Here is a 26,446-nt window from a genome sequence, read left to right on the forward strand (position 1 = left end):
GTTTTATTTAGAAATATTTAGCTTTTGGCAATGAGGCAATAAATTCCGTCCCGCCTTCTTGATGGTGGACAATATCGAGCTGTCCATTATTATCTGATAAAAATTGCTTTACCAAAAGCAGTCCAAGACCGGTACCTTCTTCAAAACCAGTTCCTTTTTCGGACACTACTCTTTTGTCAAAATTCAGGATTTCTTCAATCTTGGCTTGAGAAATACCTTTGCCCGAATCATTGATATGCATATGGATAAATGTTCCGTCTTCAGAATATCTGATTTCAATAGTTCCGGCTATAGGAGTGAACTTTATTGCATTAGACAGCAAATTATTTAGTATGATTTGGACATGTCCTTTATCTGCATCGACAACAGTATCTTTTTCTGAATTTGTATGGATAAATTTTATTTCTTTAGCTTTCGCCATAAGGTTCAATCCGGCTATGGAATCTTTGACCACTTTTTCTAAATCAATATTCTCTTTATTAATTTTTGCTCCATCGAGCTGTGTCATAGACCAATGCAATATATTATTCAGCATGATAGAAGTACTATCTACTTGAGTAATCAAATGTTCGGCCAATACTTTCAGTTCTTCACTGCTGATTTCGCCTTCGCGTAGCAGTCCGAGAACCTGCTGAATAGAAGCAATCGGGGATCTCAAATCATGTGACAATATAGAGAACAATTTGTTTTTTGTCTGGTTGAGTTCGCTCAGATTGTGGTTCTGGGCAGTTATCAGCATTTGCTGGCTTTCGATGTCTTGGTTTTTAAGCTCTAATTCTGAATATAGCTTCTCCCTTACCTTATTATTCTTGGTATACTGGTATATGATGGTCAAAAGATACAGCATGAAGAGAATTACGGATACTGAAAATAGCCTTGTGTTTTTGAGCTTGTGCTGTGCCGCTTCATTTTTGGCAACAAGTTTTTCGTTTTCGGCTTCTTTTCTTTTTAACTGCAGCAGGTTGATTTCTTTTAATTTTGCGTCGTTAAAAAGTGAATCATTATAGCTTTTGCAGATGGCCAGATACTTAAAAGCCAGCTCATAGTTATGGTCATTTTTATAAGCAATCGATAAGATTTCCGCAGCCCTGGCAATATCCCACTTCGCTTGTGTATTTTTTGCGGCTTCAAAGCCTTTCAAGCCATATTCTTCTGCTTTTTTATAATCGCCTTTTTTAATATAGACTTCTGAAAGCCCCGTGTTTGCAAACGACTTTTCCCATTGATTGGCTTGACTCGCATCAAGTACTTTTTTATAATAATAGACAGAAGAATCTAAATCGTTCCGAAGATAATGGAGGTTTCCCAACCTGTTTTGGGAAAGATGCTCCATGTTGGAATCTTTATTTTGGACTGCTAATTTTAAAGATTTATGAAAATTATCATACGACTCATCTATTTCCTTTAATTCAATTTGGGAAATGCCTATATTCAGATACACCTTGCTCTCTAAGACCGTATCGTTTAGTTCTTTGATAATCGTATTTGCCTTTTGAAATAACTTTATGGCTTCTTTATTTCTGCCGATTCCTTGTTGAATAAGGCCTTGGCCTATAAGACATTTTGCAATCCCGAGCTTATTATCGGTTTCTTCATACAACGATAAAGCCTCCATAAATTTCTGCAGGGCTATATCATACGTTCCAACAATATAATAGCTGGCGGCATAATTATGGGCAACATCTGCAATCAGATTAGGGTCTTTGGATTTTTTTGCAATAGCTTCGGCTTTTACAAGCGACTTTTTTGCGGCTTTAAAATCGCTGTATACCTGCTTTTTAGATTCTTCAAGATAGTAACGGACAGAATCTTTCTGGAGATTAAAAGAATAGCTCTCGGTTTTTGGCAAAACCAAGCAAATTAATAAGGTAAAAAAGCTTATTATAGAACTGGGCAAACTATCGTTACGTTAAAATTACTCCGCGATAAAGATATCAAAATTTGGCCGGAATTAGTGGTATACCGTAAAAATCTTTGTCGCTTCGTTATAAGCGCTTTCAAAACTCATGGGGCTAGTTTCTGTTGAAGCTTTTTGCGTCGTGAAATACGAAAGCATCTTTTCGGTCGGCATATTTCCTGTCAAATCGTCTTTAGCCATAGGACAGCCGCCAAAACCTTGGATAGCGCCGTCAAATCTTCGACAGCCGGATTTATAAGCTGCATCTACTTTTTCGAACCATTTATCTGGCGTTGTATGCAAGTGCGCTCCGAACTCGATATGTTTGTATTTCGGAATCAGGTTCGAAAAAAGATAATCGATTACCTCTGGCGTTGAAGAACCAACGGTATCTGAAAGCGACAATATCTTGACGCCCATGTTGGATAATCTTTCTGTCCATTCGCCAACAATTTCAACATTCCACGGATCACCATATGGATTTCCGAATCCCATGGAAAGATAGGCCACGACTTCTTTGTCTGTAGCATTGGCGATATCCAGAATTTCTTGTAGCGTAATTAAAGATTCGGCTATGGTCTTATGCGTATTCCGCATCTGGAAATTTTCGGATATAGAAAACGGATAACCTAGGTACTGTATTTCTTTGTGTTTTGAAGCCATTTCTGCGCCTTGCGTATTGGCAATAATTGCTAAAAGCTTGCTTCTTGTCTGAGAAAGGTCAAGCTTGGCTAATACTTCAGCCGTATCGACCATTTGAGGAATGGCTTTTGGCGAAACAAAACTTCCGAAATCTATGGTGTCAAAACCAACACGCAATAAGGATTGGATGTAGTCCACTTTTTTTTCTGTCGGGATAAATGCCTTGATTCCTTGCATTGCATCCCTCGGACACTCTATAATTTTAACTTGTTCCATAGAAGTCCAAAGATAGGAAAGAATTCTATTTTACGAAATCGTTTTTTCCTAATTTTATACTAACGAACTATCGAATTATCTTACTTTTCTTTTAGTATCTTTTGGTTGATTTTTTTAATCAGAGCCGGGCCTTCATAAATAAATCCGGTATACAGTTGCACTAGGCTGGCACCCGCTTCTAATTTCTCAAGCGCGTCTTCGGCAGAATGAATTCCTCCTACTCCAATTATCGGAAAGGATTTATTGCTTTTATCGGAAAGAAAGCGGATTACTTCTGTAGAACGTTTTGTCAGAGGCTTTCCAGACAAGCCGCCTGTTTCTTTTTTGTTTTCGGATTGCAATCCTTCTCTAGAAATAGTCGTATTGGTAGCAATTACGCCCGCAATTTTTGTGTCGTTTACGATGTCAATTATATCCAAAAGCTGTTCGTCTGTCAGATCAGGTGCTATCTTGAGGAGAATCGGCTTCTGTTTTGGCTTTGTGGCATTCTTATCTTGGAGAGATTGCAACAACTGTGTCAGTGGTTCTTTATCTTGTAATGCACGAAGGTTTGGCGTATTTGGAGAACTTACATTTACGACAAAATAATCCACATAATCATATAAGGCATCAAAGCAGATTTCATAATCTGAAGTTGCTTCTTCATTTGGAGTCAGCTTATTTTTCCCGATATTTCCTCCAATCAGCACGCCATTATTTTTTTTCAGTCTTTCGACAGCTTCAACCACACCGCCGTTGTTAAATCCCATCCGATTGATGATTGCCGAATCTTCTTTTAGGCGGAAAAGGCGTTTTTTAGGATTTCCCTCCTGTCCTTTTGGCGTGAGCGTACCGATTTCGATAAAGCCAAAACCAAGATTCGAAAGTTCTTTATATAACTTTGCATCTTTATCAAATCCGGCGGCCAAGCCAACAGGATTTTTAAATTTCAAGCCAAAAACCTCACGTTCCAGTCGTTTATCTTCTATTTGATAAAGTGATTTGAAAATTGATTTCGAGCCTGGAATCTTGTTTAGAAAACGCAGTGTTGAAAAAGTAAAATAATGGATTTTTTCCGGATCAAACCCGAAAAGAAGTGGGCGGATTAGTGATTTGTACATTTTAGCTGTGTTGTGTTTTGCAAAAATAGAATTATCAATCCGATTATTAAATGTTTGGCAGATTTTTTTGTAGATGTTATCAATTGTTTATTTTATATTTAGCCTATAAAATCTCTTCTGTAGACTCTCAGAATGAGCATTGATACTTTCTAAATTTAGATATGTTACAACAAAACTTCAATAGTCTCTTTCAAAAATACAGTCAAGATATTTCTTTACAAGAGAAGCTTTGGCTAGAAATCAAGAAAAATCATTCTTCTAAAAAAAGACATTATCACAACCTGTCGCATTTGGAAAATTTGTTCGAAGAATTGATTCCTATTAAACAAGAATTTGAGGATTGGGATACCGTACAGTTTTCTATATACTATCACGACATTGTTTACAAAACGACACGAAGCGATAATGAAGAAAAAAGCGCTCAGCTTGCTGTGGAAAGATTGGAACAGATTAGCTATCCTGAAGACAAAATTCAAAAATGCAAACGCCAGATTCTTGCCACAAAATTGCATGCTGTCGCCGATCCAGATACGAACTTATTTACCGATGCCGACTTATCTATTTTAGGAAAAAGCTGGGAAGTTTATGCAACTTATTACCAGCAAATTCGAAAAGAATACAGCATCTATCCTGATTTCATGTACACTAACGGCAGGAAAAAAGCGCTACAGCATTTCTTAGACATGGAACATATTTTCAAGACGAGTTATTTCCAAAACAAATACGAAAGTCAAGCTAGAAGAAATCTAGAAAAAGAGCTTCAGATTTTAGGCAAATAATCGTTAAACCTTGCGCTAAAAAAGGGAGAAAACTTAAATAAATTGTAACTTCGCGTCACATTTTAAACATATATTATGCAACATATTATTGACCGTTTTATCAGTTATGTTACTATTGATACGGAATCGGACCCAAATTCAAATACAACTCCAAGTACAGCAAAACAGTGGGACTTAGCGAACAAATTAGTTGAAGAGCTAAAAGCAATCGGATTAGAAGATGTTACGATTGACGAAAATGCGTATATCATGGCGACTTTGCCTAGCAATGTAGACCATGAAGTTCCAACTATCGGATTTGTTTCGCATTTCGATACGACACCTGATTTTACGGGAGCCAACATCAAGCCGCAAATCGTAAAAAATTATGACGGTGGCGATATTATCTTAAACAAAGAGCAGAATATTGTTCTTTCTCCAAATTATTTCAAAGATTTATTACAATACAAAGGCCAGACGATTATCACGACAGATGGCACAACGCTTCTTGGCGCAGATGATAAAGCTGGAATTACCGAAATTGTGACGGCTATGGAATATCTGATCCAACATCCAGAAATCAAACACGGAAAGATCAGAGTCGGATTTACACCTGATGAAGAAATCGGTCGTGGTGCTCATAAATTTGATGTGAAAAAATTCAGTGCCGATTGGGCTTATACAATGGACGGAAGTCAGATTGGCGAGCTAGAATATGAAAATTTCAATGCTGCTGGCGCGAAAATTACCTTCAAAGGAAAGAGCGTACATCCGGGTTATGCCAAAGGAAAAATGATTAATTCTATGCTGATCGCGAATAAATTCCTTTCAAAATTGCCAAAAGATGAAGTTCCTGAAAGAACAAAAGGCTACGAAGGATTTTTCCACGTACACCACTTAAACGGAACAATCGAAGAAACTACATTAGAGCTGATCATTCGCGACCACGACAAGAACAAATTTGAAAAAAGAAAGAAACTAGTCGAAAAGATCACGAAAAAAATCAACAAAAAATTCGCAGCTCAATTTGGTGAAGATATAGCAACTGCTGAAATCAAGGATCAGTATTACAATATGAAGGAAAAGGTACAACCGGTCATGCATATTGTTGATATTGCCGAAAAAGCAATGAAACAACTTGGAATTAAGCCAATCATCAAACCGATTCGTGGTGGAACTGATGGCTGCCAGCTGTCTTATATGGGACTCCCATGTCCTAATATTTTTGCAGGCGGACATAATTTCCATGGAAAATACGAATACGTTCCTGTAGAAAGCATGCAGAAAGCGGTAGAAGTTATTGTGAAAATTGCCGAACTGACTGCAGAAAAATAAACTTTTTTTGCCGATGGAAGAAAAACACACATGGGACAAGACCAATCAATGGGAAGAGGAATTGGAGTATCTAAAATCGATAATTATCAAGACAGAGCTTGTTGAAATGGTAAAATGGGGAGCACCGGTTTATACCTTAAACAACAAAAATGTATTGGCAATCGGCGGCTTCAAGAACTTTTTTACCATCTGGTTTTACAATGGCGTTTTTCTGAAAGATCCAAAAAAAGTGTTGGTAAATGCTAATGAAGGTGTTACCAAAGCTTTAAGACAATGGCGTTTTCAATCCAAAGAAGAGATTGATGAAAAACTCGTTCTTTCTTATATACAAGAAGCGATTGAAAATGAAAAGGCCGGAATTTCAAGCAAACCTGCGAAAAAAGAAGCCATCGTTTCGAAATTTATGGAAGAGCAATTTAAATCAAATATGGCGCTGAAAAAGGCTTTTGAATCGTTCACTCCTTTTAAGCAAAGAGAATTTCTAGAATATATCGAAACTGCCAAACAGGAAAAAACGAAAATTTCAAGGTTTGAAAAAATCAAGCCCATGATTTTAGAAGGAATTGGCCTGAATGACAAATACAGATAACAAAAAAGTCCCGATAAATCGGGACTTTTTATTTTATAGAAAAGCTTATTATTTAGCTTCGTTTGCCATTTTGCTCAATTCCAAAGAAATTGCAGAACGCTCCATTTTTAATTTTCCAGACATCGTTTCAAGAACAATTGTTCTTTCTGCCAGTTCAGAAATTTTTCCGTGAAGACCACTTTTAGTAATGACTTTGTCTCCTACTTTCAGTGCTGATTCGAATTCTTTTTCTGCTTTTGCTCTTTTTTGTTGAGGCCTGATCATGAAAAAGTACATGACCACGAACATTCCTCCAAATAATAATATATTTCCGTATTGTTCCATGATAATTTTAGTGATTTGTTACTCCAATGCCACCAGCTTTTGGCGTCACTTCTGCTTTGATTGTTAATAATTCGTTTCCAGAAGCCGTATTCGCTGTAATGTTTACAGATTTTTGTTGTTTTCCAGGTTTTCCAGTAGAATCGAAAGTTACTTTCATCGTGCTGGTTTCACCCGGCTTGATTGGTTCTTTCTTAAATACAGGAACTGTGCAACCACAGCTTCCTTTAGCATCTGCAATGATCAAATCTGCATCGCCTGTATTAGTGAATGTAAAAACGTGCTCTACTTTATCTCCTTCTTTAATCGTTCCAAAGTCGAATTCTTTTTCTGTAAAGCTCATCACAGGAACTTTTCCAGTCGACTCTTCGCGCATTGCTGTTTCTTGAACGTTAGAAGCCTCTACTTTTGAAGACGCATTGTCTTTGCAAGAAACGGTTAAGACTAGCGAGGCAATTGCCAGCAAACCTACAGTTTTTCTAATCATAATTACTAGTATTTAAGTTACATCAAACCTCTTCCGGTTTTGTTAAGTTTATTTGCGGTTTGGTAATCTTTTACAAGATTATCTAAAATTCCGTTGATAAAAATACTGCTTTTTGGCGTAGAATATTCCTTTGCAATTTCTAAATATTCGTTAATAGTTACTTTTACAGGAATAGACGGGAATTTCAATAACTCACAGATAGCCATTTTTAATATAATGGTATCGATTTCTGCTATCCTGTCCGAATCCCAATTAGGTGTCTTGTCGATAAATTCTTTAGATAATTCTGGCTCGTTTAAAACTGTTTTACGGAATAAGTTTTTCGTAAAATCTTTATCTTCAGAATCTTTATACACTTTCGGGATTGAAAAATCTTCATCTGTAGATTTCAATGCTTTTAGTTGTTTTACGATGTGCGTATTGACTAACGGAATATCATCTACCCAGGTCAATTTGTTATCTTCAAGGTATTCGTACAGTTTTTCGTTAGGAGCAATTAAATCGGTAAAAACAGAAACGATGAATCGTTTGTCTTCTTCAAAATTGTTCACCCGATTGCTCATGTAAGTCTTATAAAGATCGCTGTTCTTGATTTCTTCCAACAGGATTCTTATATAGTCTTCATTCAAATGCCAGTCGTTGATTTTTCGATTCTCTAAGGCCATGCTTAAAGAATTGCTCTCTACCAACAGCTGCAGTACTGAATTATTGATGAATTTTTTGTTTGGATTTCGTTCTTCGGCTGTAACGAGATGTTTCTTGCTTGATTTATCAAGAAAATCTTCTTCTCTTTTTTGGATTTCTATCAGCGAAGACAGCATGATAAGGTATAAATCTTGAATATTTTCGATACTGTAGAATAAGAATTTTTCTTCTTTTTCAAGATTATCAGAATTGTTTTGATGCATGGCATATACTGACTGCATTACTTTCACACGGATATGTCTTCTATTTAACACCTTATAAGAACTTTTAAAAATTAACAAAGCGAAAGAGATTTTCTTTCGCTTTGCAAAAATAAGAATATTATTGAAACCCTAAATTATTTAGCGTTTTCTTTTTTTCTGTCGTCAATACGTTTTTGAGCAATCGATAAAGCAGCTTGGTGCGTAGTGATTCCGTTCGTTTCAGCAAAACTGAAGATTTCCAATGTAGTATTGTAGATGTTTTCAGTTCTTCTTAATGCTTCAGCACTGTCATAACCTACGATTTCAGCATATACATTGATAATTCCACCAGCATTGATCAAGAAATCAGGAGCATAAGCAATACCTCTGTCTTTCAAGATTTTTCCGTGGATTTCTTCGTTTGCCAATTGGTTGTTAGCCGCACCAGCAATAACTTTAGCTTTGATTTTGTTTACAGTTTCGTCATTGATAGTAGCTCCAAGTGCACAAGGCGCATAAATATCAACATCAGCACCATAGATATCGCCAGTATAAATTTGAGCACCGTATTTTGCATTAATTTCTTGTAATCTAGCCTCGTTGATGTCGGTCATTTGAACCAAAGCACCTTCAGCAGTCAAATGCTTGATAAGCGTTTCCCCAACGTTTCCAGTACCTTGAACTAAGATTTTTTTACCGCTAAGATTATCAGAACCGAATTGGTATTTTGCAGCAGCTTTCATTCCCATGTACACACCATAAGCTGTTACAGGAGAAGGATTTCCAGAACCACCTCTAGCTTCAGAGATTCCCGTTACATAAGGCGTAACGTCTCTAATCAAGTCCATGTCCGGAGTTGTAGTCCCTACGTCTTCTGCCGTAATATATTTACCGCTTAATGAATTGATATATTCACCAAACTTTGTGATCATTTCTGGAGTCTTGTCCACTTTTGCGTCACCAATGATGACCGCTTTTCCACCACCAAGGTTTAAACCTGAAATAGCAGATTTGAAGGTCATTCCTCTTGAAAGTCTCAAAACGTCATTAAGAGCTTCCCATTCGTTGGTATATTTCCACATTCTCGTTCCACCCAAAGCTGGTCCTAAAACTGTGTTATGAATGCCGATTATTGCTTTCAAACCAGTATCTTTGTCATTACAAAATACGATTTGTTCGTGATTGTCAAATGATAATTGTCCAAAAACCGGGTCGATTTTGTGAAGCTCACTTGCTTTTGCTACTTCTGTTATCATACTATCTTTATTAAGTGGTTAATTATGATTTCATCAAAAAGATGTGGCAAAATTAAGATTTAAATCAAAACTTTGCAATGAAATTAACTTTTATTAGCAATCCACTAATGAGATTAGCGTTTTTGCATTTTAAATAAAAAATCATTTTAGACATATTTTTAACATATAACACACTTATTTCCCTATTTTTTATATAATACAATGAAAGAACTTCAATATTTAAACAAATATTTCGTCAAATACAAATACCATTTTTTATTAGGAATTGTCACTACAATTATTGCGCAGATATTTTCCCTCTATACTCCTAAATTAATTGGAAATTCCATCAATGCTTTGACTAGTAATGAGTTTGATGCAGAAACAACAAAAAACATCCTGCTCGAAAATATCTTGTGGGTATTAGCGACCACATTTATTGCCGGAATACTTACTTTTTTAATGCGCCAAACGTTGATTGTAATGTCACGTTATGTAGAATTCGACCTTAAAAACGAGGTTTTCAGGCAATATGAAAATCTTTCGCAGAATTTCTACAAAAGAAACCGCACGGGCGATTTGATGAACCGTATCAGCGAAGATGTTGGAAAAGTAAGGATGTATGTTGGTCCTGCCGTAATGTATACGCTGAATACCTTCATCCGTTTTGCAGTTGTAATTGTTCAGATGTATATTATTTCACCGAAACTTACCTTATATACTTTGCTTCCGCTGCCGATATTGTCTTACCTTATATTCAAGCTGAGTAACGAGATTAACGTAAGGAGCGGTATTTTTCAGCAGAATCTTTCTCAGCTTTCGAGCTACACACAAGAAATTTTCTCTGGAATCCGCGTCATAAAAGCCTACAGCTTGGAAGAAAAATCACATAATGAATTTTCGGACTTGTCGGAAGAAAGCCGTGAAAAGAGCATGAAATTAGCCAAGACCAACGCATTGTTCGGACCCTTGATGATTTTGCTTATCGGAATGAGCAACTTAGTCGTAATCTATGTCGGAGGTATGATGTATATCAACGGTTCGGTAAAAAGCATCGGCGTTATTGCGGAGTTCATATTATATGTAAACATGCTGACTTGGCCGGTAGCCTCATTAGGATGGGTATCTTCTATGATTCAGGAAGCCGAAGCTTCGCAGAAAAGAATCAACGAGTTCCTTAAAATACAGCCTGAAATCAAAAACAAGACTTTAGAAAGTTCGGTAATCGAAGGAAAAATCACTTTCAACCACGTGAGCTTCACATACGAAGATACCAATATAACAGCGCTGAATAACGTAAGCTTCACAATACAAAAAGGAGAAACGCTGGCCATATTAGGAAAAACAGGCTCTGGAAAATCGACGATACTGAGCTTAATCAGCCGACTGTACGATATAAAAGACGGCGAGATTACCATAGACAATCATAACATCAAAGGACTCAACCTTCATGATGTCAGAAACAGTATCGCTTTTGTACCGCAGGATGCCTTTTTGTTTTCAGATACTATAATGAACAACATTAAGTTCGGTAAAGAAGATGCGACAGAAGCAGAAGTTATGGAAGCGGCTAAAAAAGCGGTGGTCCACAACAACATCATGGGCTTCAACGATAAATACCAAACGGTTATCGGCGAAAGAGGAATTACATTATCCGGTGGACAAAAACAGCGTGTTTCAATTGCTCGAGCTATTATCAAGGATTCAAAGATTTTATTGTTAGACGATTGCCTTTCGGCCGTTGATACAGAAACAGAAGAAGCGATTTTGAACAACCTTCTCGAGTTCTGCAAAGACAAGACGACAATTCTGGTGAGCCATAGAGTATCATCAGCTAAAAACGCTGACAAAATCATTATTCTAGAGGATGGAAAAATCATCCAACAAGGTTCTCATAATCAATTGGTAAACCAAGAAGGATATTACAAAGACCTGTATCTAAAACAGCTTTCTGAAAAAGAAATCCTATAAAAATGTTGTTTAATTCAGCTATTTTTTAGATTTTTGGTTCAAGATAACACACAAACCATTTGAAAGAAGGATTATGAGAGAAAATGACATGCTAGAAAAAGAAGAGATTTTTTCTAAAGTATTGAGAGCCGGAAGAAGAACCTATTTCTTCGATGTTAGGGCTACAAAAGCTGACGACTACTATATCACAATCACGGAAAGCAAAAAATTCACTGAAGAAGACGGATCTTTTCATTTCAAGAAACACAAAATCTATCTTTACAAAGAAGACTTTGCTGCATTTTCAGAAATCTTAGAAGAAATGACTTCGTATGTCTTAAACCACAAAGGCGAAGAAGTAATCTCTGAAAGACACCAGAAAGATTTCAAGAAAGAATTCTACGCAGAGAAAGCGCCAGTTGAAACCACCGCGACGGCAAGCTTTACAGATATTGATTTTGACGATATTTAATCGATTTACAATACCAAAATTCCCGAAATAACCTTTCGGGAATTTTTATTTAGAGAAATAACTAATTTTCTTTTAGCTATATGAAATACCTGATCATCTGTCTTTTGCTTGGGAATTGCCTTTTGGCGCAAACTAAAATTCCTGGCACATACGACACGAATACTCAAAAATTTACAACAACCGACAATACGTATAGCATAAGGTTCTTTTTACACGGGTTTGCTCCTGTTTCAAACGGCAAATCTTTCGGACTGATTGACAGCACTGGCACTGTTGTTATTCCGATCATCTATGACGGAGTCGGAAATCTTAAAGAAGGACTAGTAGTCGTTACAAAGGGAAACAAATCTGGTTTTTTTAATAAAACCGGAAAAATGGTCGTTCCTTTTATTTATGATATTGCCGATGATTTCAAAGGCGGTGTGGCTATCGTTAGAAACAATAACAAATGCGGCATTATAGACAAAAAAGGAAAAGAAGTAACTCCGCTTATTTATGATGGCATGGATAATTTCAACAATGACACGTCCGGATTTGCACGAGTCCAAAGAAACAAGAAATGGGGCTTTATCAATAAAAGTGGTAAAGAAATTGTTCCTTGTATTTACGATAAAGCAAATTTCTTCAGGAAAGATATAGCATTTGTTGTCAAAGATGGAAAATGCGGCTATGTAAATACATCAGGAAAAGAAATAGCACCCTTAACCAAAGAAGATTGCTCAAAAGCATATTAATCTTTCAAATTATTTATCCAATCCTCAAGCCATTCTCCACTTTTAAATCCGGAGACAACAAAACAACAGATCCTTCCTCGCCTACAGCTCCCAAAACCAAACATTCGCTCATGAATTTTCCGATCTGTTTTTTAGGAAAGTTTACGACAGCAACAATCTGCCTTCCGACTAAATCTGCTTTTTCATAGTGCTTAGTAATTTGCGCCGAAGTTTTTCTGGTTCCAATTTCATTGCCAAAATCAATGACTAATTGGTAAGCTGGCTTTCTGGCTTCAGGAAAATCATTAGCTTCGAGAATGGTCCCGACACGCATTTCGACTTTTTCAAATTCGGTCCAAGATAAATTGTTCTGTGCTTCTGGATTCATAATTTTAGTTTTCTATACTGATTGGATTGTCCAAAGTTCGGAATTTTCTGCTTATATTTAAACCTCAATTTCATTTCAACGCGCCATGTCAAAAACTCCATCCAATATGCTCCCGCTGGGGACTGCCGCTCCACAATTCAGGCTAAAAGATACCAATTCCAATTTCTATTATTCTTTTGAAGACCTCAAAGGAAGCAAAGGAACCTTGGTAATGTTTATCTGCAACCATTGTCCGTATGTTATCCATGCTTTGCCGGAAATTTTGATGATTGCTAATGATTACAGAGTACAAGGAATCGGAATCATCGCCATCAGCAGCAATGATGTAAAAAAATATCCGCAGGACGGACCGCAAATGATGACTGAGTTTGCCTTTAAAAACAGCTTTGATTTTCCTTATTTATACGACGAAACGCAAGAAGTTGCGAAAGCCTTCGATGCAGCCTGTACGCCAGACTTTTATCTTTTTGACGCTCAGGAAAAATTATTTTATAGAGGGCAATTGGACGATTCAAGACCTTCAAACGGAATTCCTTTAAGCGGAAGCGACCTGAGAAATGCTATCGACGCGTTGATCTACAACCGAAGCCTTGCTGCCATCCAAAAGCCAAGCCTGGGTTGCAACATCAAGTGGAAGTAATTAGAATTATTACTTTTCCAACACAATATCTATCGGACGGTTCATTTTTGGACCGAATTGCACTTCACGGGCTTTGCTCGAACACAAGACATACATATTAAAGCTGTTCAGTTTTACGACCTGCGTCTTGAAATGCCCTCCATTTTCATCCCCGTCAACATCCTCAATCTTGATGCTGAAATCATCCGCAGGAAAGGTACTTTTTATGGAAAGCAGGTAATTGTCTTTTGCAAACGGAAAAAACCAGCGTTCTTTTGACACTTGAGAATCTGCCGTTATCCTATTTCCTTTGTCATCTACTTTATAATTAGCCGTAAAAACCAAAGGCTTGCCGCTGTTGGTCCAGCTGTACAGATTATTTGCATTGAGCAGGTCCATGCCCAATCCGTTGATAATAGTAATTTTCAGTCCAGGGATGTTCTCTTTTTTGCCCGATTCATGGACATTCAGCACAAAATACGAAGTAAAATCATAACCGCAATGCTGTGCAACTTGGGCTTTAGAAGAAAACGAAACCAGAAAAAATATAAAAAACAAATAACGCATCAGATCAATTTATAGAGTGGCAAAAATACAAAAGCAAATAGCATTCCAATAAAAAAGCACCCTGAAATAGAGTGCTTTTAACTTTATAGGCAGAATGCGATTATTTCACGTCCATCAATTCTACATCAAAAATCAAGGTAGCATTTGGAGGAATCACGCCGCCTGCGCCACGAGAACCATATCCTAAGTGCGATGGAATCACAAAACGTGCCTTATCGCCTACTTGCAACAAAGCAATTCCTTCGTCCCAACCTTCAATAACATTGCCTCTTCCTAAAGGAAATTCGATTGGTTTTTTTCTTGGATAAGAAGAATCGAATACTTTTCCATCCTCCAATTGTCCTGTATAATGTACAGAAACCGTCTTGCCGTTTTCTGCTTTTTTACCATTTCCTTTTTGGATCATTTTGTAACGAAGTCCGCTTTCAGTTTTGTCGAATCCAGCTGCTAATTTTTCCATCTTAGCCTCTGCCTCTTCTTTTGCTTTTGCTTCGCGTTTGGCACGAGAACCTTCAAATACTCTGAAAGCTTCAATAGCATTCCATTTTTTTGCTTCTTCGCCTTCGCGGATGATTTCGATACTTTCAATTTCATCGCCTTGAGCGATAGCATCTACCACATCTTGTCCTTCAACTACATGTCCGAAAACCGTATGCTTGTCATCCAACCAGTTCGTAGGAACGTGTGTTATGAAAAACTGAGAGCCGTTAGAACCCGGACCTGAATTAGCCATAGATAATACTCCTGGCTTGTCATGCTTCAATTCTGGGTGAAACTCATCATCAAATTGGTACCCTGGGCCGCCTGTTCCTGTTCCTTGAGGACATCCTCCTTGGATCATAAAATCAGGGATCACACGGTGGAATTTCAATCCGTCATAATACGGCTTTCCTTGCGGTCTTGATTTGTTTTCTAAATTTCCTTCTGCCAATCCAACAAAGTTGCCAACCGTTCCTGGCGTTTTATCGTGTGTCAATTTCACTAAAATTGAACCTTTTGGAGTATTGAATTTTGCGTATATTCCGTTTTCCATCTTATTTGTTTTATTTTTGAATTGCCAAAATTACGAATTAAAATGTGAAAATAAATACAATTTAATGACCTATGTCAAACAAACAAGCTTGGTATTTGCTTAAATTTGCATCACAGAAAAAAAGACAATTATCTGCTTTGAAAAAATAAAACCGCCGACCACATGAACAGTATTTTTCATCCAGAAGGAAATAAAAAATTAATCGAGCGTATCGAAACGCTTACGCCGATTACGCATAACGAATGGGGAACGATGAACGTGAGCCAGATGCTTGTACATTGCCAGATGCCTATCAAAGTAGCTTTTGGAGAACTAAAAATCAAGGCAGGACTTATAGCGATCTTCTTCGGAAAGTTAGCAAAGAGAAACTTGACCAGCAAAAATCCTATCAAGAAAAACCTTCCTACCGCCAAAGAATTTATCGTAAAGGGGCATCCTGATTTTGAGCAGTCAAAAGCTGATTTAGTCTCTATGATTACACGATTTGCACACGAAGGCCCAAGCGTTATAAAAAATACCAAGCATCCTTTTTTCGGACACCTGACAACCGAAGAATGGGATTATATGCAATGGAAGCATTTGGATCACCACCTGAAACAGTTTGGAGCTTAATTCATTTGTTATTTTTGATTTAAGATTTTAGATTTAGGACTGTCTGAAATCTTAAATCTCAAATCCAAAATCATAAAACCCTAATTTCCCAAGATGAGAATCGACATTATTACCGTACTTCCCGAATTATTAAGAAGCCCATTCGAAGCCTCAATCATGAAGAGAGCTATCGATAAAGGACTCGTAGAAGTCCATTTCCATAATTTGAGAGACTATACTACCAACCGACAAAAAAGCGTAGATGACTACCAGTTTGGTGGCGGTGCGGGAATGGTAATGATGATCCAGCCGATTGACGACTGCATCGCAAAGCTGAAAAGCGAACGCGAGTATGACGAAGTCATCTATATGACTCCCGATGGAGAAACTTTAAATCAAGGCATGGCCAACAAGATGTCGTCTTTAGAAAACATCATTATCCTGTGTGGCCATTATAAAGGCGTGGATCAAAGAGTACGCGACCATTTTATTACCAAAGAAATTTCTATAGGCGATTATGTACTTTCGGGCGGCGAATTAGGAGCATTAGTTTTATCAGATGCATTGATTCGATTGATTCCCGGCGTATTGAGCGACGAGACTTCGGCCCTGACGGATAGCTTTCAAGACAACCTGCTCTCTCCTCCTATCTATACCCGTCCTTCAGAATACAAAGGTTGGAAAGTGCCCGACATATTGCTCAGCGGCCATTTTGCCAAAATCGATCAATGGCGCGAAGAAAAAGCCTTTGAACACACGAAAAACAGAAGACCGGATTTGTTGGATCAATAATTTTGAGATTTCGGATTTGAGATTTTAGACTTCAGTTTAATGATAATTATAAAAAAACTTCCAATTCATAATTCATAATTCATAACTTTTTATATCTTTGCACCCACTTTGGACCAACCTCTGGCGAGAACCGTGAATGTTGCTCTGATAATCAAATACTTAAATCAAACAAAATGGCAGATTTGATGAAATTCGTTAAAGACGAATTTGTAACAAAAAAAGATTTCCCAGATTTCGGTGCTGGAGACACAATTACAGTTTACTACGAAATTAAAGAGGGTGAAAAAACAAGAACTCAGTTCTTCAAAGGAGTTGTAATCCAAAGAAGAGGTTCTGGAACGACTGAAACTTTTACAATCCGTAAAATGTCTGGTGCTGTTGGAGTTGAGCGTATCTTCCCAGTGAATATGCCAGCTTTGCAAAAAGTTGAAATCAACAAAACTGGTAAAGTTCGTAGAGCTAGAATTTTCTACTTCAGAGAACTTACTGGTAAAAAAGCTAAAATTAAAGACAGAAGAAGATAATTTATTATCTCTTATCTATAAAAATCCCGAAGCAGTTCGGGATTTTTTTTTTGCCTTTTTCTATCCTTTCAGCCCTAGAAGATTTTCGGAGAAAACATACCTTGAATATTTATAGATTGATATAAACTAAAAAATTATACCTTTACGTTCAAGTAGGCAAACCTCCTTAAAACCAAACATTATGAAAAAAATAGTTTTATTATCCAGTCTTGTGGCACTTCTATTTTCATCTTGTTCTAGCGATGACTCGCCGTCACACGAGGACACATCGAATGTGCTGCTGCAAAAGACCATAACTTATGGCCTTGATGGGAGTTACGAAACTCTTTATAAATACGATGGTAAAAAATTGCTGGAAGCTCGAAGCAGTAAAGAAAATAAAAAGTTCAGCTATCAAGGCGAGAATATCTCAAAAATCAGTTGGTATGACAATCCGGATACCGACAACACCCTTTCTCAATATGTAGATTTTGAATATACTGCCGACGGAAAATTAAAAAAATTCAACCAGCACAGCAGCTACCCTTTAGCTGTTGACTTTACTTACGCTGGCCGCGATACCGTAAACTTTGTTGCAGTTGCTGCAAGAAGCTCTTATAATTTCACAGGCTATTTCTTGGTAAAAGACAATGAAATCACAGAATACGTCTACTTGAACGGAGGTACGCCTAGGCCGTCTGTACGTTATCAATACGACAACAAAAACCATCCTTTGAAAAACGTAACAGGATACAACAAGTTATCCCTATTCCATTACTTTTACAATTCGGCGCATTTTAATGGCTTTACGACAAACATCGGAAGCTCCAAAAACTGTATCAGCAACAGCCTGATTGCCAATCCAAACGTAGTTGAAATCATGAATACCTACGAATACAACGACAAAGGATTCCCTAAAACGATCAATAAAGACAGTAATACGGCGGCAGACCATCTGTTTTATTAAAAATACATCTTTACAATTCCAATAGCAGCTATAGGTTCTTTCCTTATAGCTGCTTTTTTTACTTTTAAACCCAGCTATCTGCCGCAGCTTAGCTGACCATTACCGTTACTTTCAAGTGCTAAAATATTTTCATGTTATAAAATATCCACGTTAAAACTTTCTACTTATTTGTCGATTTCGCAGTAATCAATCTTTTAATTATCAATTCCTTAAATCAAACGTTTTCGCTTTCTCTAAATTCTTAAATTCGCGTTGCTTTTCTTATATTTGCAATCCTTACAAGTAAAATAAACAAAACAAACTTTTCCAAAATGTCAGATAAAGCAACCATTTTTTATACGATTACGGACGAAGCGCCGATGCTTGCCACACATTCCTTTTTACCTATTGTAAAATCCTTTACGGCTCCGGCTGGAATCACCGTAGAAACCAGAGACATTTCCTTAGCAGGAAGAATTATCGCGAATCTGGCGGAGTATTTGACTCCAGAGCAAAGAATCAATAATGACCTGATCGAATTAGGAAAGCTGGCAACGACTCCTGAAGCAAACATCATCAAATTACCGAACATTTCCGCTTCGGTTCCTCAATTAAAAGAAGCCATCAAAGAACTTCAAGCTCTAGGATACAAGCTTCCTGAATTTCCTGAAAATCCGCAAACTGACGAAGAAAAAGCCATCAAGGCAAGTTATGCAAAAGTTTTAGGATCTGCTGTAAATCCAATACTTCGCGAAGGAAACTCTGACAGAAGAGCTCCGAAAGCTGTAAAAAACTATGCTAAAAAACACCCACATTCTATGGGCGCATGGAGTGCAGACTCTAAAACGCACGTGGCCAGCATGAGCGAAGGCGATTTCTACGGAAGTGAAAAATCAGTAACCATAAAAGATGCTGATACTTTCAAGATTGAATTCGTTGGCAATGACGGAACTACAAAAACATTAAAAGATACCTCTCCGCTTAAAGCAGGAGAAATTATAGACAGCGCAGTCTTGAGCATGAAAGCACTAAAAAGCTTCGTATCTAAAGAAATTGAAGATGCGAAAGCAAAAGGCGTTCTGTTCTCAGTACACTTGAAAGCTACGATGATGAAGGTTTCCGACCCGATTATCTTTGGAGCAATCGTAGACGTTTTCTTCGCGCCGGTTTTTGAAAAACACAAAACACTATTTGCAGAATTAGGAATAGACACTAAAAATGGTTTAGGTGATGTGTATGCTAAAATTGCAGGGCATCCGAAACAAGCGGAGATAGAAGCTGACCTAAATGCTGTATACGAAAACGGACCAGCCATCGCCATGGTTAATTCAGACAAAGGAATCACGAATCTTCATGTTCCTTCTGACGTAATTGTTGATGCCTCGATGCCAGCAATGATCCGTACCTCTGGACAAATGTGGAATAAAGATGGTAAAGGCCAAGATACCAAAGCAATCATTCCAGACCGTTCGTATGCAGGCGTATATGTAGCAACGATCGATTTCTGCAAAAAGAATGGTGCTTTTGACCCAAAAACTATGGGGAGCGTTCCAAACGTAGGCTTGATGGCACAAGCTGCTGAAGAATACGGCTCGCATGACAAGACCTTCCAAATCACTGCTGACGGAACTGTAAAAGTTATCAATTCTAAAGGAGAAGTCCTTACAGAACAAAAAGTTGAAAAAGGTGATATTTTCAGAATGTGTCAAGTAAAAGACGCTCCGATTCAAGACTGGGTAAAACTAGCCGTGAATAGAGCAAGATTGTCTGACACTCCGGCTGTTTTCTGGTTGGATGAAAATAGAGCACACGACAGACAACTGATCGAAAAAGTAAAAGTATACCTAAAAGACCACGATACGAACGGATTAGACATCCGAATCATGAATCCGGTAGACGCTACTAATTTCTCATTAGAAAGAATCAAAGACGGAAAAGACACGATTTCAGTAACAGGAAACGTTTTGCGTGATTATTTAACTGACCTATTCCCTATCCTAGAATTAGGAACTTCAGCAAAAATGCTTTCTATCGTTCCGTTGATGAACGGCGGAGGCTTGTTCGAAACCGGAGCGGGAGGTTCTGCACCAAAACACGTAGAGCAATTCATTGAAGAAGGCTACCTGCGTTGGGATTCGCTTGGCGAAGTATTGGCTTTGGGCGCTTCTTTGGAGCATTTAGGACAGACTTTAAACAATTCAAAAGCGTTGGTATTATCTGAAACTTTAGACCAGGCAACAGAAAAATTCTTAGATACCGACAAATCTCCTGCAAGAAAAGTAGGCCAAATCGACAACAGAGGCTCTCACTTTTATATCGCCTTATATTGGGCACAGGCTTTGGCGGCGCAAGACAAAGATGCTGAATTGAAAGCTACTTTTACTGAAATTGCAAAAGAACTGACAGAAAACGAAGCCAAAATCAACGAAGAGTTGATCGGCGCTCAAGGCAAACACCAAGAAATTGGCGGCTATTACAAGCCCGATTTCAAATTGACGGACAAAGCCATGAGACCAAGCGAAACGCTTAACAAAGCTTTAGCTAAATTAGCGTAAGGCTTTAACGTATTTTATAAAAAAAGACGACTGGAAACGGTCGTCTTTTTTATATTTTTATATCTCAATCCTCGCAATTCCTAATTCCTAATTCATAATTACAAAATGTCAAGCCACCACATTGTCCGAGACGACCAAGAACCTGCTTTAATCATTGCCAACGGCGCCGCCTGCAGCAACGAATTGTTAGGACAGCTGCTCGAATGGTCTCCCCTAGTAATCGTATTGGATTCTGCGATCGAAAGAGTTTTGGAATTAGGCATAAAGGTCGATGTGCTGTTAGGTGATTTTGACTATGGCTTTGATCCGGAATATTATAGGAATCTGCAGTTTCCGCTAGAAATTGTCTATACTCCTGATCAAGAAAAGACCGATCTAGAAAAAGCTTTTGATTATCTGATCGAAAAAGGACATAAAGCCGTGAATGTAGTCTGGGCAACCGGACGTAGAGCCGACCATACGATTGTGAACATGACCAATATCGTGCGTTTCCAAAATAAGCTGAAAATTGTCATCTTAGATGATTATTCCAAAATTTTCCAGCTTCCGAAACGCTATGAAAAATGGTACCCGAAAGGCTTTCCTATTTCACTGATTCCCGTAGGAACCGTAAACGGCGTTGCCTCTACCAACCTTGACTACCTATTGCATAACGAGACGCTGACCATGGGCTATCGCACCGGAAGCAGCAACCATGTAGCACAAGACGGCATAGTAATTATCGAGCACAAACAAGGCGATCTATTGATGATGGAATGCTTTGACTATTGGCTCCACCCAAATAAATACAGTATAAACCAACCCTAAAACGAAATGACAAATCCTGCTATAAAAATCAAGAGTTCAGAAATTCTTTCTGATAACTGGTACATCCTCAAGAAGATTGTTTTCGATTACCAAAAAAAAGACGGCAGCTGGGAAACCCAGTCCCGAGAAGTTTATGACCGTGGCAATGGCGCGACCATTCTGCTTTACAACAAAATTCAAAAAACCGTCATCCTTATCCGTCAGTTCCGCATGCCCACTTTTGTAAATGGTAACGAAACCGGAATGGTTATCGAAGCCTGTGCTGGTCTTTTGGAAGAAGAAAATGCAGAAGAATGCATCAAGCGCGAAACGGAAGAAGAAACCGGCTACAGCCTGACCGAAGTTAGGAAAGTATTCCAAGCCTATATGTCGCCTGGTTCGGTTACTGAAATCATCCATTTCTTCGTGGCAGAATATTCCAAAGACATGAAAGTAAGCGAAGGCGGCGGATTGTCGACCGAACATGAAAATATCGACGTGCTGGAAATTCCCTTTGAAAAAGCCATGCAGATGATTGAGAACGGCGAAATCAAAGACGCCAAGACCATCATGTTGTTGCAATATGCCAAAATCAACAATCTTTTGGGTTAGACAATCCATAGAGAAAGCTTTAAATTTTTAAGTTTTCCTAAAGTCTTTTTTCGTATTTTCCTTTGTAACTTTGTTACTTAAACTTCTATCTCCAAATGAAATTTCAAGTCGTATCAGATTACAAACCTACTGGCGATCAGCCACAAGCCATTGAAAAATTAAGCAAGGGCATCAATGACGGCGAACGTTTTCAAACGCTTTTGGGAGTGACAGGCTCCGGAAAGACTTTTACAATGGCTAATGTCATCCAAGAAGTACAACGGCCTACCTTGGTACTGGCGCACAACAAGACGCTGGCGGCACAGCTGTATTCTGAATTCAAGCAGTTTTTTCCGAACAATGCGGTAGAATACTTCGTTTCTTACTATGATTATTACCAGCCGGAAGCTTTTATTCCCGTAACTGGAACGTATATCGAAAAAGACTTGTCTATTAATGAAGAACTGGAGAAGATGCGATTGAGTACGACCTCTTCGCTCCTTTCAGGACGTAGGGATATCATCGTGGTTTCTTCCGTTTCCTGCTTGTATGGTATCGGAAACCCTGTGGAATTTCAAAAAAATGTAGTCTCGGTAGCCAAAAATCAGATTATTTCTAGGACAAAGCTATTGCACCGACTGGTCCAGTCACTTTATGCAAGGACAGAAGCTGAGTTCAATCCTGGAACGTTCCGAATCAAAGGCGATACGGTCGAAGTTTTCCCAAGCTATGGCGACGAGCCTTTCCGAATTCACTTTTTTGGAGATGAAATTGAAGAAATAGAAGCTTTTGATGCCAAGACATCATTAGTCTTAGAAAAATATACCAATCTGAACATCTACCCTGCCAACATGTTCGTGACTTCACCTGAAGTTTTGAATGGCGCTATCTGGGAAATTCAGCAAGATTTAGTGAAGCAAGTCGATTATTTCAAAGAAATAGGAAAACATCTGGAAGCAAAACGTTTGGAAGAACGAACCAATTTCGACTTAGAAATGATTCGAGAATTGGGCTATTGCTCTGGAATCGAAAATTATTCACGATATCTCGACGGACGTCTGCCTGGCACAAGGCCGTTCTGCCTGCTTGATTATTTCCCAAAAGATTATCTTATGGTCGTTGATGAGAGTCACGTAACCGTTTCGCAAGTCCATGCCATGTATGGCGGCGACCGATCTAGAAAAGAAAATCTGGTAGAATATGGCTTTCGCCTTCCAGCAGCTATGGACAACCGTCCGTTAAAGTTTGAAGAATTTGAGGCTATGCAGAACCAAGTCGTCTATGTTTCTGCAACGCCAGCCGATTATGAGTTGGAAAAATCAGAAGGAATATACGTAGAGCAGATCATACGTCCGACTGGGCTGTTGGATCCGATTATCGAAGTACGCCCTAGCCTCAATCAAATCGACGACCTGATTGAAGAAATTCAGCAACGTGTCGAATTGGACGAAAGGGTACTAGTCACCACGCTGACCAAAAGAATGGCGGAAGAACTTGCAAAATATCTTACCAAAGTAGCTATCCGCTGTCGCTACATCCATTCTGAAGTCGATACGCTGGAACGCGTAGAAATCATGCAAGATTTGCGAAAAGGATTATTTGATGTGCTGATTGGCGTAAACCTCTTGAGAGAAGGACTGGATTTACCCGAAGTATCTCTTGTGGCCATATTAGATGCCGACAAAGAAGGCTTTTTGAGAAACAACCGTTCGCTGACGCAGACCGTAGGTAGGGCCGCCAGAAATATCAACGGCAAGGCAATCATGTATGCTGACAAGATTACGGCAAGCATGCAAAAAACAATCGACCAGACGAATTACAGAAGAGAAAAACAGATGAATTATAATACGAAGCACAATCTTTCGCCAAAAGCGCTAAACAAAAAAATAGAAAGCACTTTGGCAAAAAATTCTGTTTCTACACAGTACTTCGAAAACCAAGCCTTAAAAGCTGCCGAACCCGAAAGCAAATACCTGACCAAGCCCGAAATCGAGAAAAAGATTCGAGAAGCCAGAAAAGCAATGGAAAAAGCGGCCAAAGATTTAGATTTCATGCAGGCAGCGAAATATCGTGATGAGATAAAAGCATTGCAGGAGAAAATATAGAGCTTTTTAGTTTAGCTGTTCCCTAAAAATTTCAATCAATACTTCGGGTGCTATCATGCCGTTAGGTGATTCTTCCATAGCTTTCAAGATTCGTTTGATGGCAAAAGGATTCAGTCCCATATTGACGCCCATCTGCTTGATGGCTATTTCCTCCTTTTCATGAAGGACACCGTCGCAATGCATCAACAAGGCTAGCCTGTAGAATTGCTGTATGCGCTGTTGTTCTGATTTTATAGGAATAGCAATTAATTCTTGGTGGAAAAGATTCTTGAAATCTTCTTTTGTAACTTTTAATTCTTGGGCAACGATGCTCAAAAACTGGTATTCTCTATCGTGGAGCTTCCCATCGACGATTGCAAAAGCAATCATTTCGGCAAGGAGGCTTAATTTCTGTTTGTAAGTATTCATTAAATCCTTATTTTTAGCTAAAATATTCTTTTTTGTCCAATCCCAAAAATCATTCGCTTGAGATATTTATTCACAATTTTTTTGTCCTGTTTTTTTCTAAATGTAAAAGCACAGAAAAGCACGGCCTCGCCGCAGGTCAGTACTTTTGAAATAGAAGCCCCTCAATTAAAAACCGTCAAGAAAATATGGGTCTATCTTCCGAAAAGCTATGCGACTTCTAAAAAAAAATATCCTGTAATCTATATGCATGACGCACAGAACCTGTTTGACGCAAAGACTTCGTATGCGGGCGAATGGAACGTGGATGAGACGCTGGACAGTCTGAAAACGCAGGCCATTGTCATCGGCATCGAGCATGGAAATGAAAAACGTATGGATGAGCTGACTCCTTTTCCGAACAAAAAGCATGGCGGCGGCAAGGCAGATGATTATTTAGATTTTATTGTCAGCACCTTAAAACCCTATATAGATAAAAATTACAGGACAAAAACCAATGCCAATAATACTATAATTTTTGGCAGTTCTCTGGGAGGATTGGTTTCGTATTATGCCGTCCTGAAATATCCTGACGTGTTTGGGAAAGCGGGTGTCTTCTCGCCTTCGTTCTGGTTTACGGATGAAATTTATACGATGACAGAAAAATCAAAAAAGATCAAAGCCAAGATTTATTTTTTATATGGCGATTCTGAAAGCGACGACATGGTCATCGATGCCCAAAAGATAAAAAAGCTTTTAGACGAAAATAGATGCTACTGCCTGAAGCTTGACAAGACTGTTGTTGTAAAAGGCGGACAACATGGCGAAAAATTATGGCGAGAAGGCTTTGCCAAAGCAATTTTATGGTTGTTGTAAGTAATCCCAACCCTGTCAGAGTTTTCAACTCTGACAGGGTTATTCATAAAATAAATCTATCTTTGCAACAAATCAAGGATATGAACAATAACGATATTTTCAAAAAGCTTCGCGTAGCATTGCAATTGCGTGATGACCAAATAGCAGAAATAATGCAATTGGTAGATTTCAGAATTTCTAAAGCGGAATTAGGCGCTTTTTTCAGAGCGGAAGACCATCCGAATTATATGGAATGCGGCGACCAAGTATTGCGTAATTTCTTAAACGGACTGATCATCCACCTACGAGGCACAAAAGAGAATCCAAAGAATGCGATGGATGTTATCAATGAAAATAGAGCCCAATTAAAATCGGTTGCTAAAAAAATTGTTCCGAAAGAAAATGTAAAAAAGCCCGCGCCTAAAGCTCCTGGGAAAAACTTCAAGCCTAAAAAGGTTGAAAGCAAAGTCAATCCGGTTGAGAAAGTACGTTTTAACAACGGAAAGAATAAAAAAGCGTAGCATTGATTGATTTTCTGACCTTAGACTATCTCAAATCAGGAAACAAAAGACAACAGCAAGCCTTTGAAGTCTTGACAAAGCAAGCAGTTTTTGAAAAACTTTCTGAATTTTCTCCTGTCTTAGTCGGGACCATTCCTATCAATATCGACATTGCTTCTAGCGATTTAGACATTGCCTGTTATTGGAATGATAAAAAGTATTTTACAGCTCAAGTCACGCAAGCTTTCGGAAATGAAATTGATTTTGAAATTACCGAAACTTTAATTTCTAACAGAGAAACAATTATTGCCAGTTTCTTTATAGACAATTTTGAGATTGAAATCTTCGGACAGAATATTCCTGTGATAGAGCAATATGGCTATCGCCACATGCTCATCGAAAATAAAATTTTAGAACAAGAAGGCAAACAATTCCGAAAAAAAATAATAGCGCTCAAAGACCAAGGTTATAAGACAGAGCCTGCCTTTGCCGAACTTTTAGGCTTAGAAGGAAATCCTTACGAAGCACTTCTGGAACTTGAATAAAAACAAAAAATCCTAATCTTTCGA

General features: G+C 38.2%; 29 protein-coding genes. 18 read left to right on the top strand and 11 right to left on the bottom strand.

The features are described 5' to 3' along the window. Positions 1-7: 7 nt before the first annotated feature. The 3 genes from OLM56_RS15235 to OLM56_RS15245 form a co-directional block, all read right to left on the bottom strand. The gene (locus OLM56_RS15235) at positions 8-1,849 is read right to left on the bottom strand and encodes a tetratricopeptide repeat-containing sensor histidine kinase (RefSeq protein ID WP_170148723.1); all 1,842 of its coding nucleotides are present in this window, start codon (positions 1,847-1,849) and stop codon (positions 8-10) included. 102 nt (positions 1,850-1,951) lie between these two features. After that, positions 1,952-2,815, bottom strand: coding sequence for a hydroxymethylglutaryl-CoA lyase (locus OLM56_RS15240; RefSeq protein ID WP_121374644.1), 864 nt, complete (start codon positions 2,813-2,815; stop codon positions 1,952-1,954). An 80-nt stretch (positions 2,816-2,895) separates the two neighbouring features. Continuing rightward, a complete protein-coding gene (locus OLM56_RS15245) occupies positions 2,896-3,915 on the bottom strand; it encodes a quinone-dependent dihydroorotate dehydrogenase (protein ID WP_264527576.1) in 1,020 nt (339 codons plus the stop codon). A 161-nt stretch (positions 3,916-4,076) separates the two neighbouring features. Between OLM56_RS15245 and OLM56_RS15250 the strand changes: the two genes are divergently transcribed. From OLM56_RS15250 to OLM56_RS15260, 3 genes are all read left to right on the top strand, one after another. Beyond that, a complete protein-coding gene (locus tag OLM56_RS15250; protein WP_264527577.1) occupies positions 4,077-4,694 on the top strand; it encodes a hypothetical protein in 618 nt (205 codons plus the stop codon). Between the two features lie 75 nt (positions 4,695-4,769). Further along, positions 4,770-6,008: a peptidase T gene (pepT, locus tag OLM56_RS15255; RefSeq protein WP_264527578.1), complete on the top strand. Its 1,239-nt coding sequence runs from the start codon at positions 4,770-4,772 to the stop codon at positions 6,006-6,008. A 13-nt stretch (positions 6,009-6,021) separates the two neighbouring features. Further along, entirely contained in the window at positions 6,022-6,597 is a 576-nt protein-coding gene (locus OLM56_RS15260; RefSeq protein WP_264527579.1) for a YdeI/OmpD-associated family protein, read from the top strand. A 48-nt stretch (positions 6,598-6,645) separates the two neighbouring features. Here OLM56_RS15260 and yajC read toward each other — a convergent pair whose 3' ends face one another. The 4 genes from yajC to OLM56_RS15280 form a co-directional block, all read right to left on the bottom strand. Next, positions 6,646-6,921, bottom strand: a complete 276-nt coding sequence (gene yajC / locus OLM56_RS15265) for a preprotein translocase subunit YajC (RefSeq protein ID WP_121374649.1) — start codon at positions 6,919-6,921, stop codon at positions 6,646-6,648. Positions 6,922-6,928: 7 nt separating this feature from the next. Continuing rightward, positions 6,929-7,405: a DUF1573 domain-containing protein gene (locus OLM56_RS15270; protein WP_121374650.1), complete on the bottom strand. Its 477-nt coding sequence runs from the start codon at positions 7,403-7,405 to the stop codon at positions 6,929-6,931. Between the two features lie 17 nt (positions 7,406-7,422). After that, positions 7,423-8,331, bottom strand: a complete 909-nt coding sequence (nusB, locus tag OLM56_RS15275; protein WP_121376192.1) for a transcription antitermination factor NusB — start codon at positions 8,329-8,331, stop codon at positions 7,423-7,425. A 116-nt stretch (positions 8,332-8,447) separates the two neighbouring features. Further along, positions 8,448-9,548 (bottom strand): Glu/Leu/Phe/Val family dehydrogenase, encoded by a 1,101-nt coding sequence (locus tag OLM56_RS15280; RefSeq protein ID WP_121374651.1) that lies wholly within the window; start codon positions 9,546-9,548, stop codon positions 8,448-8,450. 201 nt (positions 9,549-9,749) lie between these two features. On the opposite strand from OLM56_RS15280, the gene OLM56_RS15285 reads away from it, so the two are divergent. The 3 genes from OLM56_RS15285 to OLM56_RS15295 all read left to right on the top strand — a co-directional run bounded on the left by OLM56_RS15285 (position 9,750) and on the right by OLM56_RS15295 (position 12,683). Then, entirely contained in the window at positions 9,750-11,498 is a 1,749-nt protein-coding gene (locus OLM56_RS15285) for an ABC transporter ATP-binding protein (RefSeq protein WP_264527580.1), read from the top strand. Between the two features lie 73 nt (positions 11,499-11,571). After that, entirely contained in the window at positions 11,572-11,949 is a 378-nt protein-coding gene (locus OLM56_RS15290; protein WP_182492292.1) for a PUR family DNA/RNA-binding protein, read from the top strand. A gap of 80 nt (positions 11,950-12,029) precedes the next feature. After that, positions 12,030-12,683 (top strand): WG repeat-containing protein, encoded by a 654-nt coding sequence (locus OLM56_RS15295; RefSeq protein WP_264527581.1) that lies wholly within the window; start codon positions 12,030-12,032, stop codon positions 12,681-12,683. Positions 12,684-12,696: 13 nt separating this feature from the next. On the opposite strand, the gene OLM56_RS15300 is transcribed toward OLM56_RS15295, so the two are convergent. Beyond that, positions 12,697-13,050 (bottom strand): tRNA-binding protein, encoded by a 354-nt coding sequence (locus OLM56_RS15300; RefSeq protein WP_121374656.1) that lies wholly within the window; start codon positions 13,048-13,050, stop codon positions 12,697-12,699. An 85-nt stretch (positions 13,051-13,135) separates the two neighbouring features. Between OLM56_RS15300 and OLM56_RS15305 the strand changes: the two genes are divergently transcribed. Beyond that, positions 13,136-13,690 (top strand): thioredoxin family protein, encoded by a 555-nt coding sequence (locus OLM56_RS15305; RefSeq protein WP_264527582.1) that lies wholly within the window; start codon positions 13,136-13,138, stop codon positions 13,688-13,690. Positions 13,691-13,699: 9 nt separating this feature from the next. On the opposite strand, the gene OLM56_RS15310 is transcribed toward OLM56_RS15305, so the two are convergent. Together OLM56_RS15310 and OLM56_RS15315 are read right to left on the bottom strand one after the other, a co-directional pair. After that, positions 13,700-14,236 carry a hypothetical protein gene (locus tag OLM56_RS15310; RefSeq protein WP_264527583.1) on the bottom strand — a complete coding sequence of 179 codons (537 nt, stop codon included), beginning with the start codon at positions 14,234-14,236 and terminating at the stop codon, positions 13,700-13,702. Between the two features lie 100 nt (positions 14,237-14,336). Beyond that, positions 14,337-15,269, bottom strand: a complete 933-nt coding sequence (locus OLM56_RS15315; RefSeq protein ID WP_121374659.1) for a peptidylprolyl isomerase — start codon at positions 15,267-15,269, stop codon at positions 14,337-14,339. A gap of 162 nt (positions 15,270-15,431) precedes the next feature. On the opposite strand from OLM56_RS15315, the gene OLM56_RS15320 reads away from it, so the two are divergent. From OLM56_RS15320 to uvrB, 8 genes are all read left to right on the top strand, one after another. Then, the gene (locus OLM56_RS15320) at positions 15,432-15,881 is read left to right on the top strand and encodes a DUF1569 domain-containing protein (RefSeq protein WP_121374660.1); all 450 of its coding nucleotides are present in this window, start codon (positions 15,432-15,434) and stop codon (positions 15,879-15,881) included. Between the two features lie 93 nt (positions 15,882-15,974). Next, positions 15,975-16,652, top strand: a complete 678-nt coding sequence (gene trmD, locus OLM56_RS15325; protein ID WP_264527584.1) for a tRNA (guanosine(37)-N1)-methyltransferase TrmD — start codon at positions 15,975-15,977, stop codon at positions 16,650-16,652. Between the two features lie 173 nt (positions 16,653-16,825). Further along, entirely contained in the window at positions 16,826-17,176 is a 351-nt protein-coding gene (gene rplS, locus OLM56_RS15330; RefSeq protein ID WP_121374662.1) for a 50S ribosomal protein L19, read from the top strand. A gap of 181 nt (positions 17,177-17,357) precedes the next feature. Then, entirely contained in the window at positions 17,358-18,122 is a 765-nt protein-coding gene (locus OLM56_RS15335) for a hypothetical protein (RefSeq protein ID WP_264527585.1), read from the top strand. A 311-nt stretch (positions 18,123-18,433) separates the two neighbouring features. Further along, positions 18,434-20,656, top strand: coding sequence for an NADP-dependent isocitrate dehydrogenase (locus tag OLM56_RS15340; protein WP_264527586.1), 2,223 nt, complete (start codon positions 18,434-18,436; stop codon positions 20,654-20,656). Between the two features lie 105 nt (positions 20,657-20,761). Further along, positions 20,762-21,463, top strand: a complete 702-nt coding sequence (locus OLM56_RS15345; RefSeq protein WP_264527587.1) for a thiamine diphosphokinase — start codon at positions 20,762-20,764, stop codon at positions 21,461-21,463. A 6-nt stretch (positions 21,464-21,469) separates the two neighbouring features. After that, positions 21,470-22,054, top strand: coding sequence for a GDP-mannose pyrophosphatase NudK (nudK, locus tag OLM56_RS15350; RefSeq protein ID WP_121374666.1), 585 nt, complete (start codon positions 21,470-21,472; stop codon positions 22,052-22,054). A gap of 95 nt (positions 22,055-22,149) precedes the next feature. Further along, positions 22,150-24,138: an excinuclease ABC subunit UvrB gene (gene uvrB / locus OLM56_RS15355; RefSeq protein WP_121374667.1), complete on the top strand. Its 1,989-nt coding sequence runs from the start codon at positions 22,150-22,152 to the stop codon at positions 24,136-24,138. 6 nt (positions 24,139-24,144) lie between these two features. Here uvrB and OLM56_RS15360 read toward each other — a convergent pair whose 3' ends face one another. Then, a complete protein-coding gene (locus tag OLM56_RS15360) occupies positions 24,145-24,546 on the bottom strand; it encodes a TerB family tellurite resistance protein (protein ID WP_182492303.1) in 402 nt (133 codons plus the stop codon). 57 nt (positions 24,547-24,603) lie between these two features. Between OLM56_RS15360 and OLM56_RS15365 the strand changes: the two genes are divergently transcribed. The 3 genes from OLM56_RS15365 to OLM56_RS15375 all read left to right on the top strand — a co-directional run bounded on the left by OLM56_RS15365 (position 24,604) and on the right by OLM56_RS15375 (position 26,422). Beyond that, positions 24,604-25,398, top strand: a complete 795-nt coding sequence (locus OLM56_RS15365) for an alpha/beta hydrolase (protein ID WP_264527588.1) — start codon at positions 24,604-24,606, stop codon at positions 25,396-25,398. 80 nt (positions 25,399-25,478) lie between these two features. Beyond that, the gene (locus OLM56_RS15370) at positions 25,479-25,898 is read left to right on the top strand and encodes a DUF1456 family protein (RefSeq protein WP_182492305.1); all 420 of its coding nucleotides are present in this window, start codon (positions 25,479-25,481) and stop codon (positions 25,896-25,898) included. A gap of 2 nt (positions 25,899-25,900) precedes the next feature. Further along, the gene (locus tag OLM56_RS15375; RefSeq protein ID WP_264527589.1) at positions 25,901-26,422 is read left to right on the top strand and encodes a DUF4269 domain-containing protein; all 522 of its coding nucleotides are present in this window, start codon (positions 25,901-25,903) and stop codon (positions 26,420-26,422) included. Positions 26,423-26,446 lie beyond the last annotated feature (24 nt).

It is taken from the genome of Flavobacterium sp. N2550 (assembly GCF_025947265.1).
GTDB lineage: Bacteria > Bacteroidota > Bacteroidia > Flavobacteriales > Flavobacteriaceae > Flavobacterium > Flavobacterium endophyticum.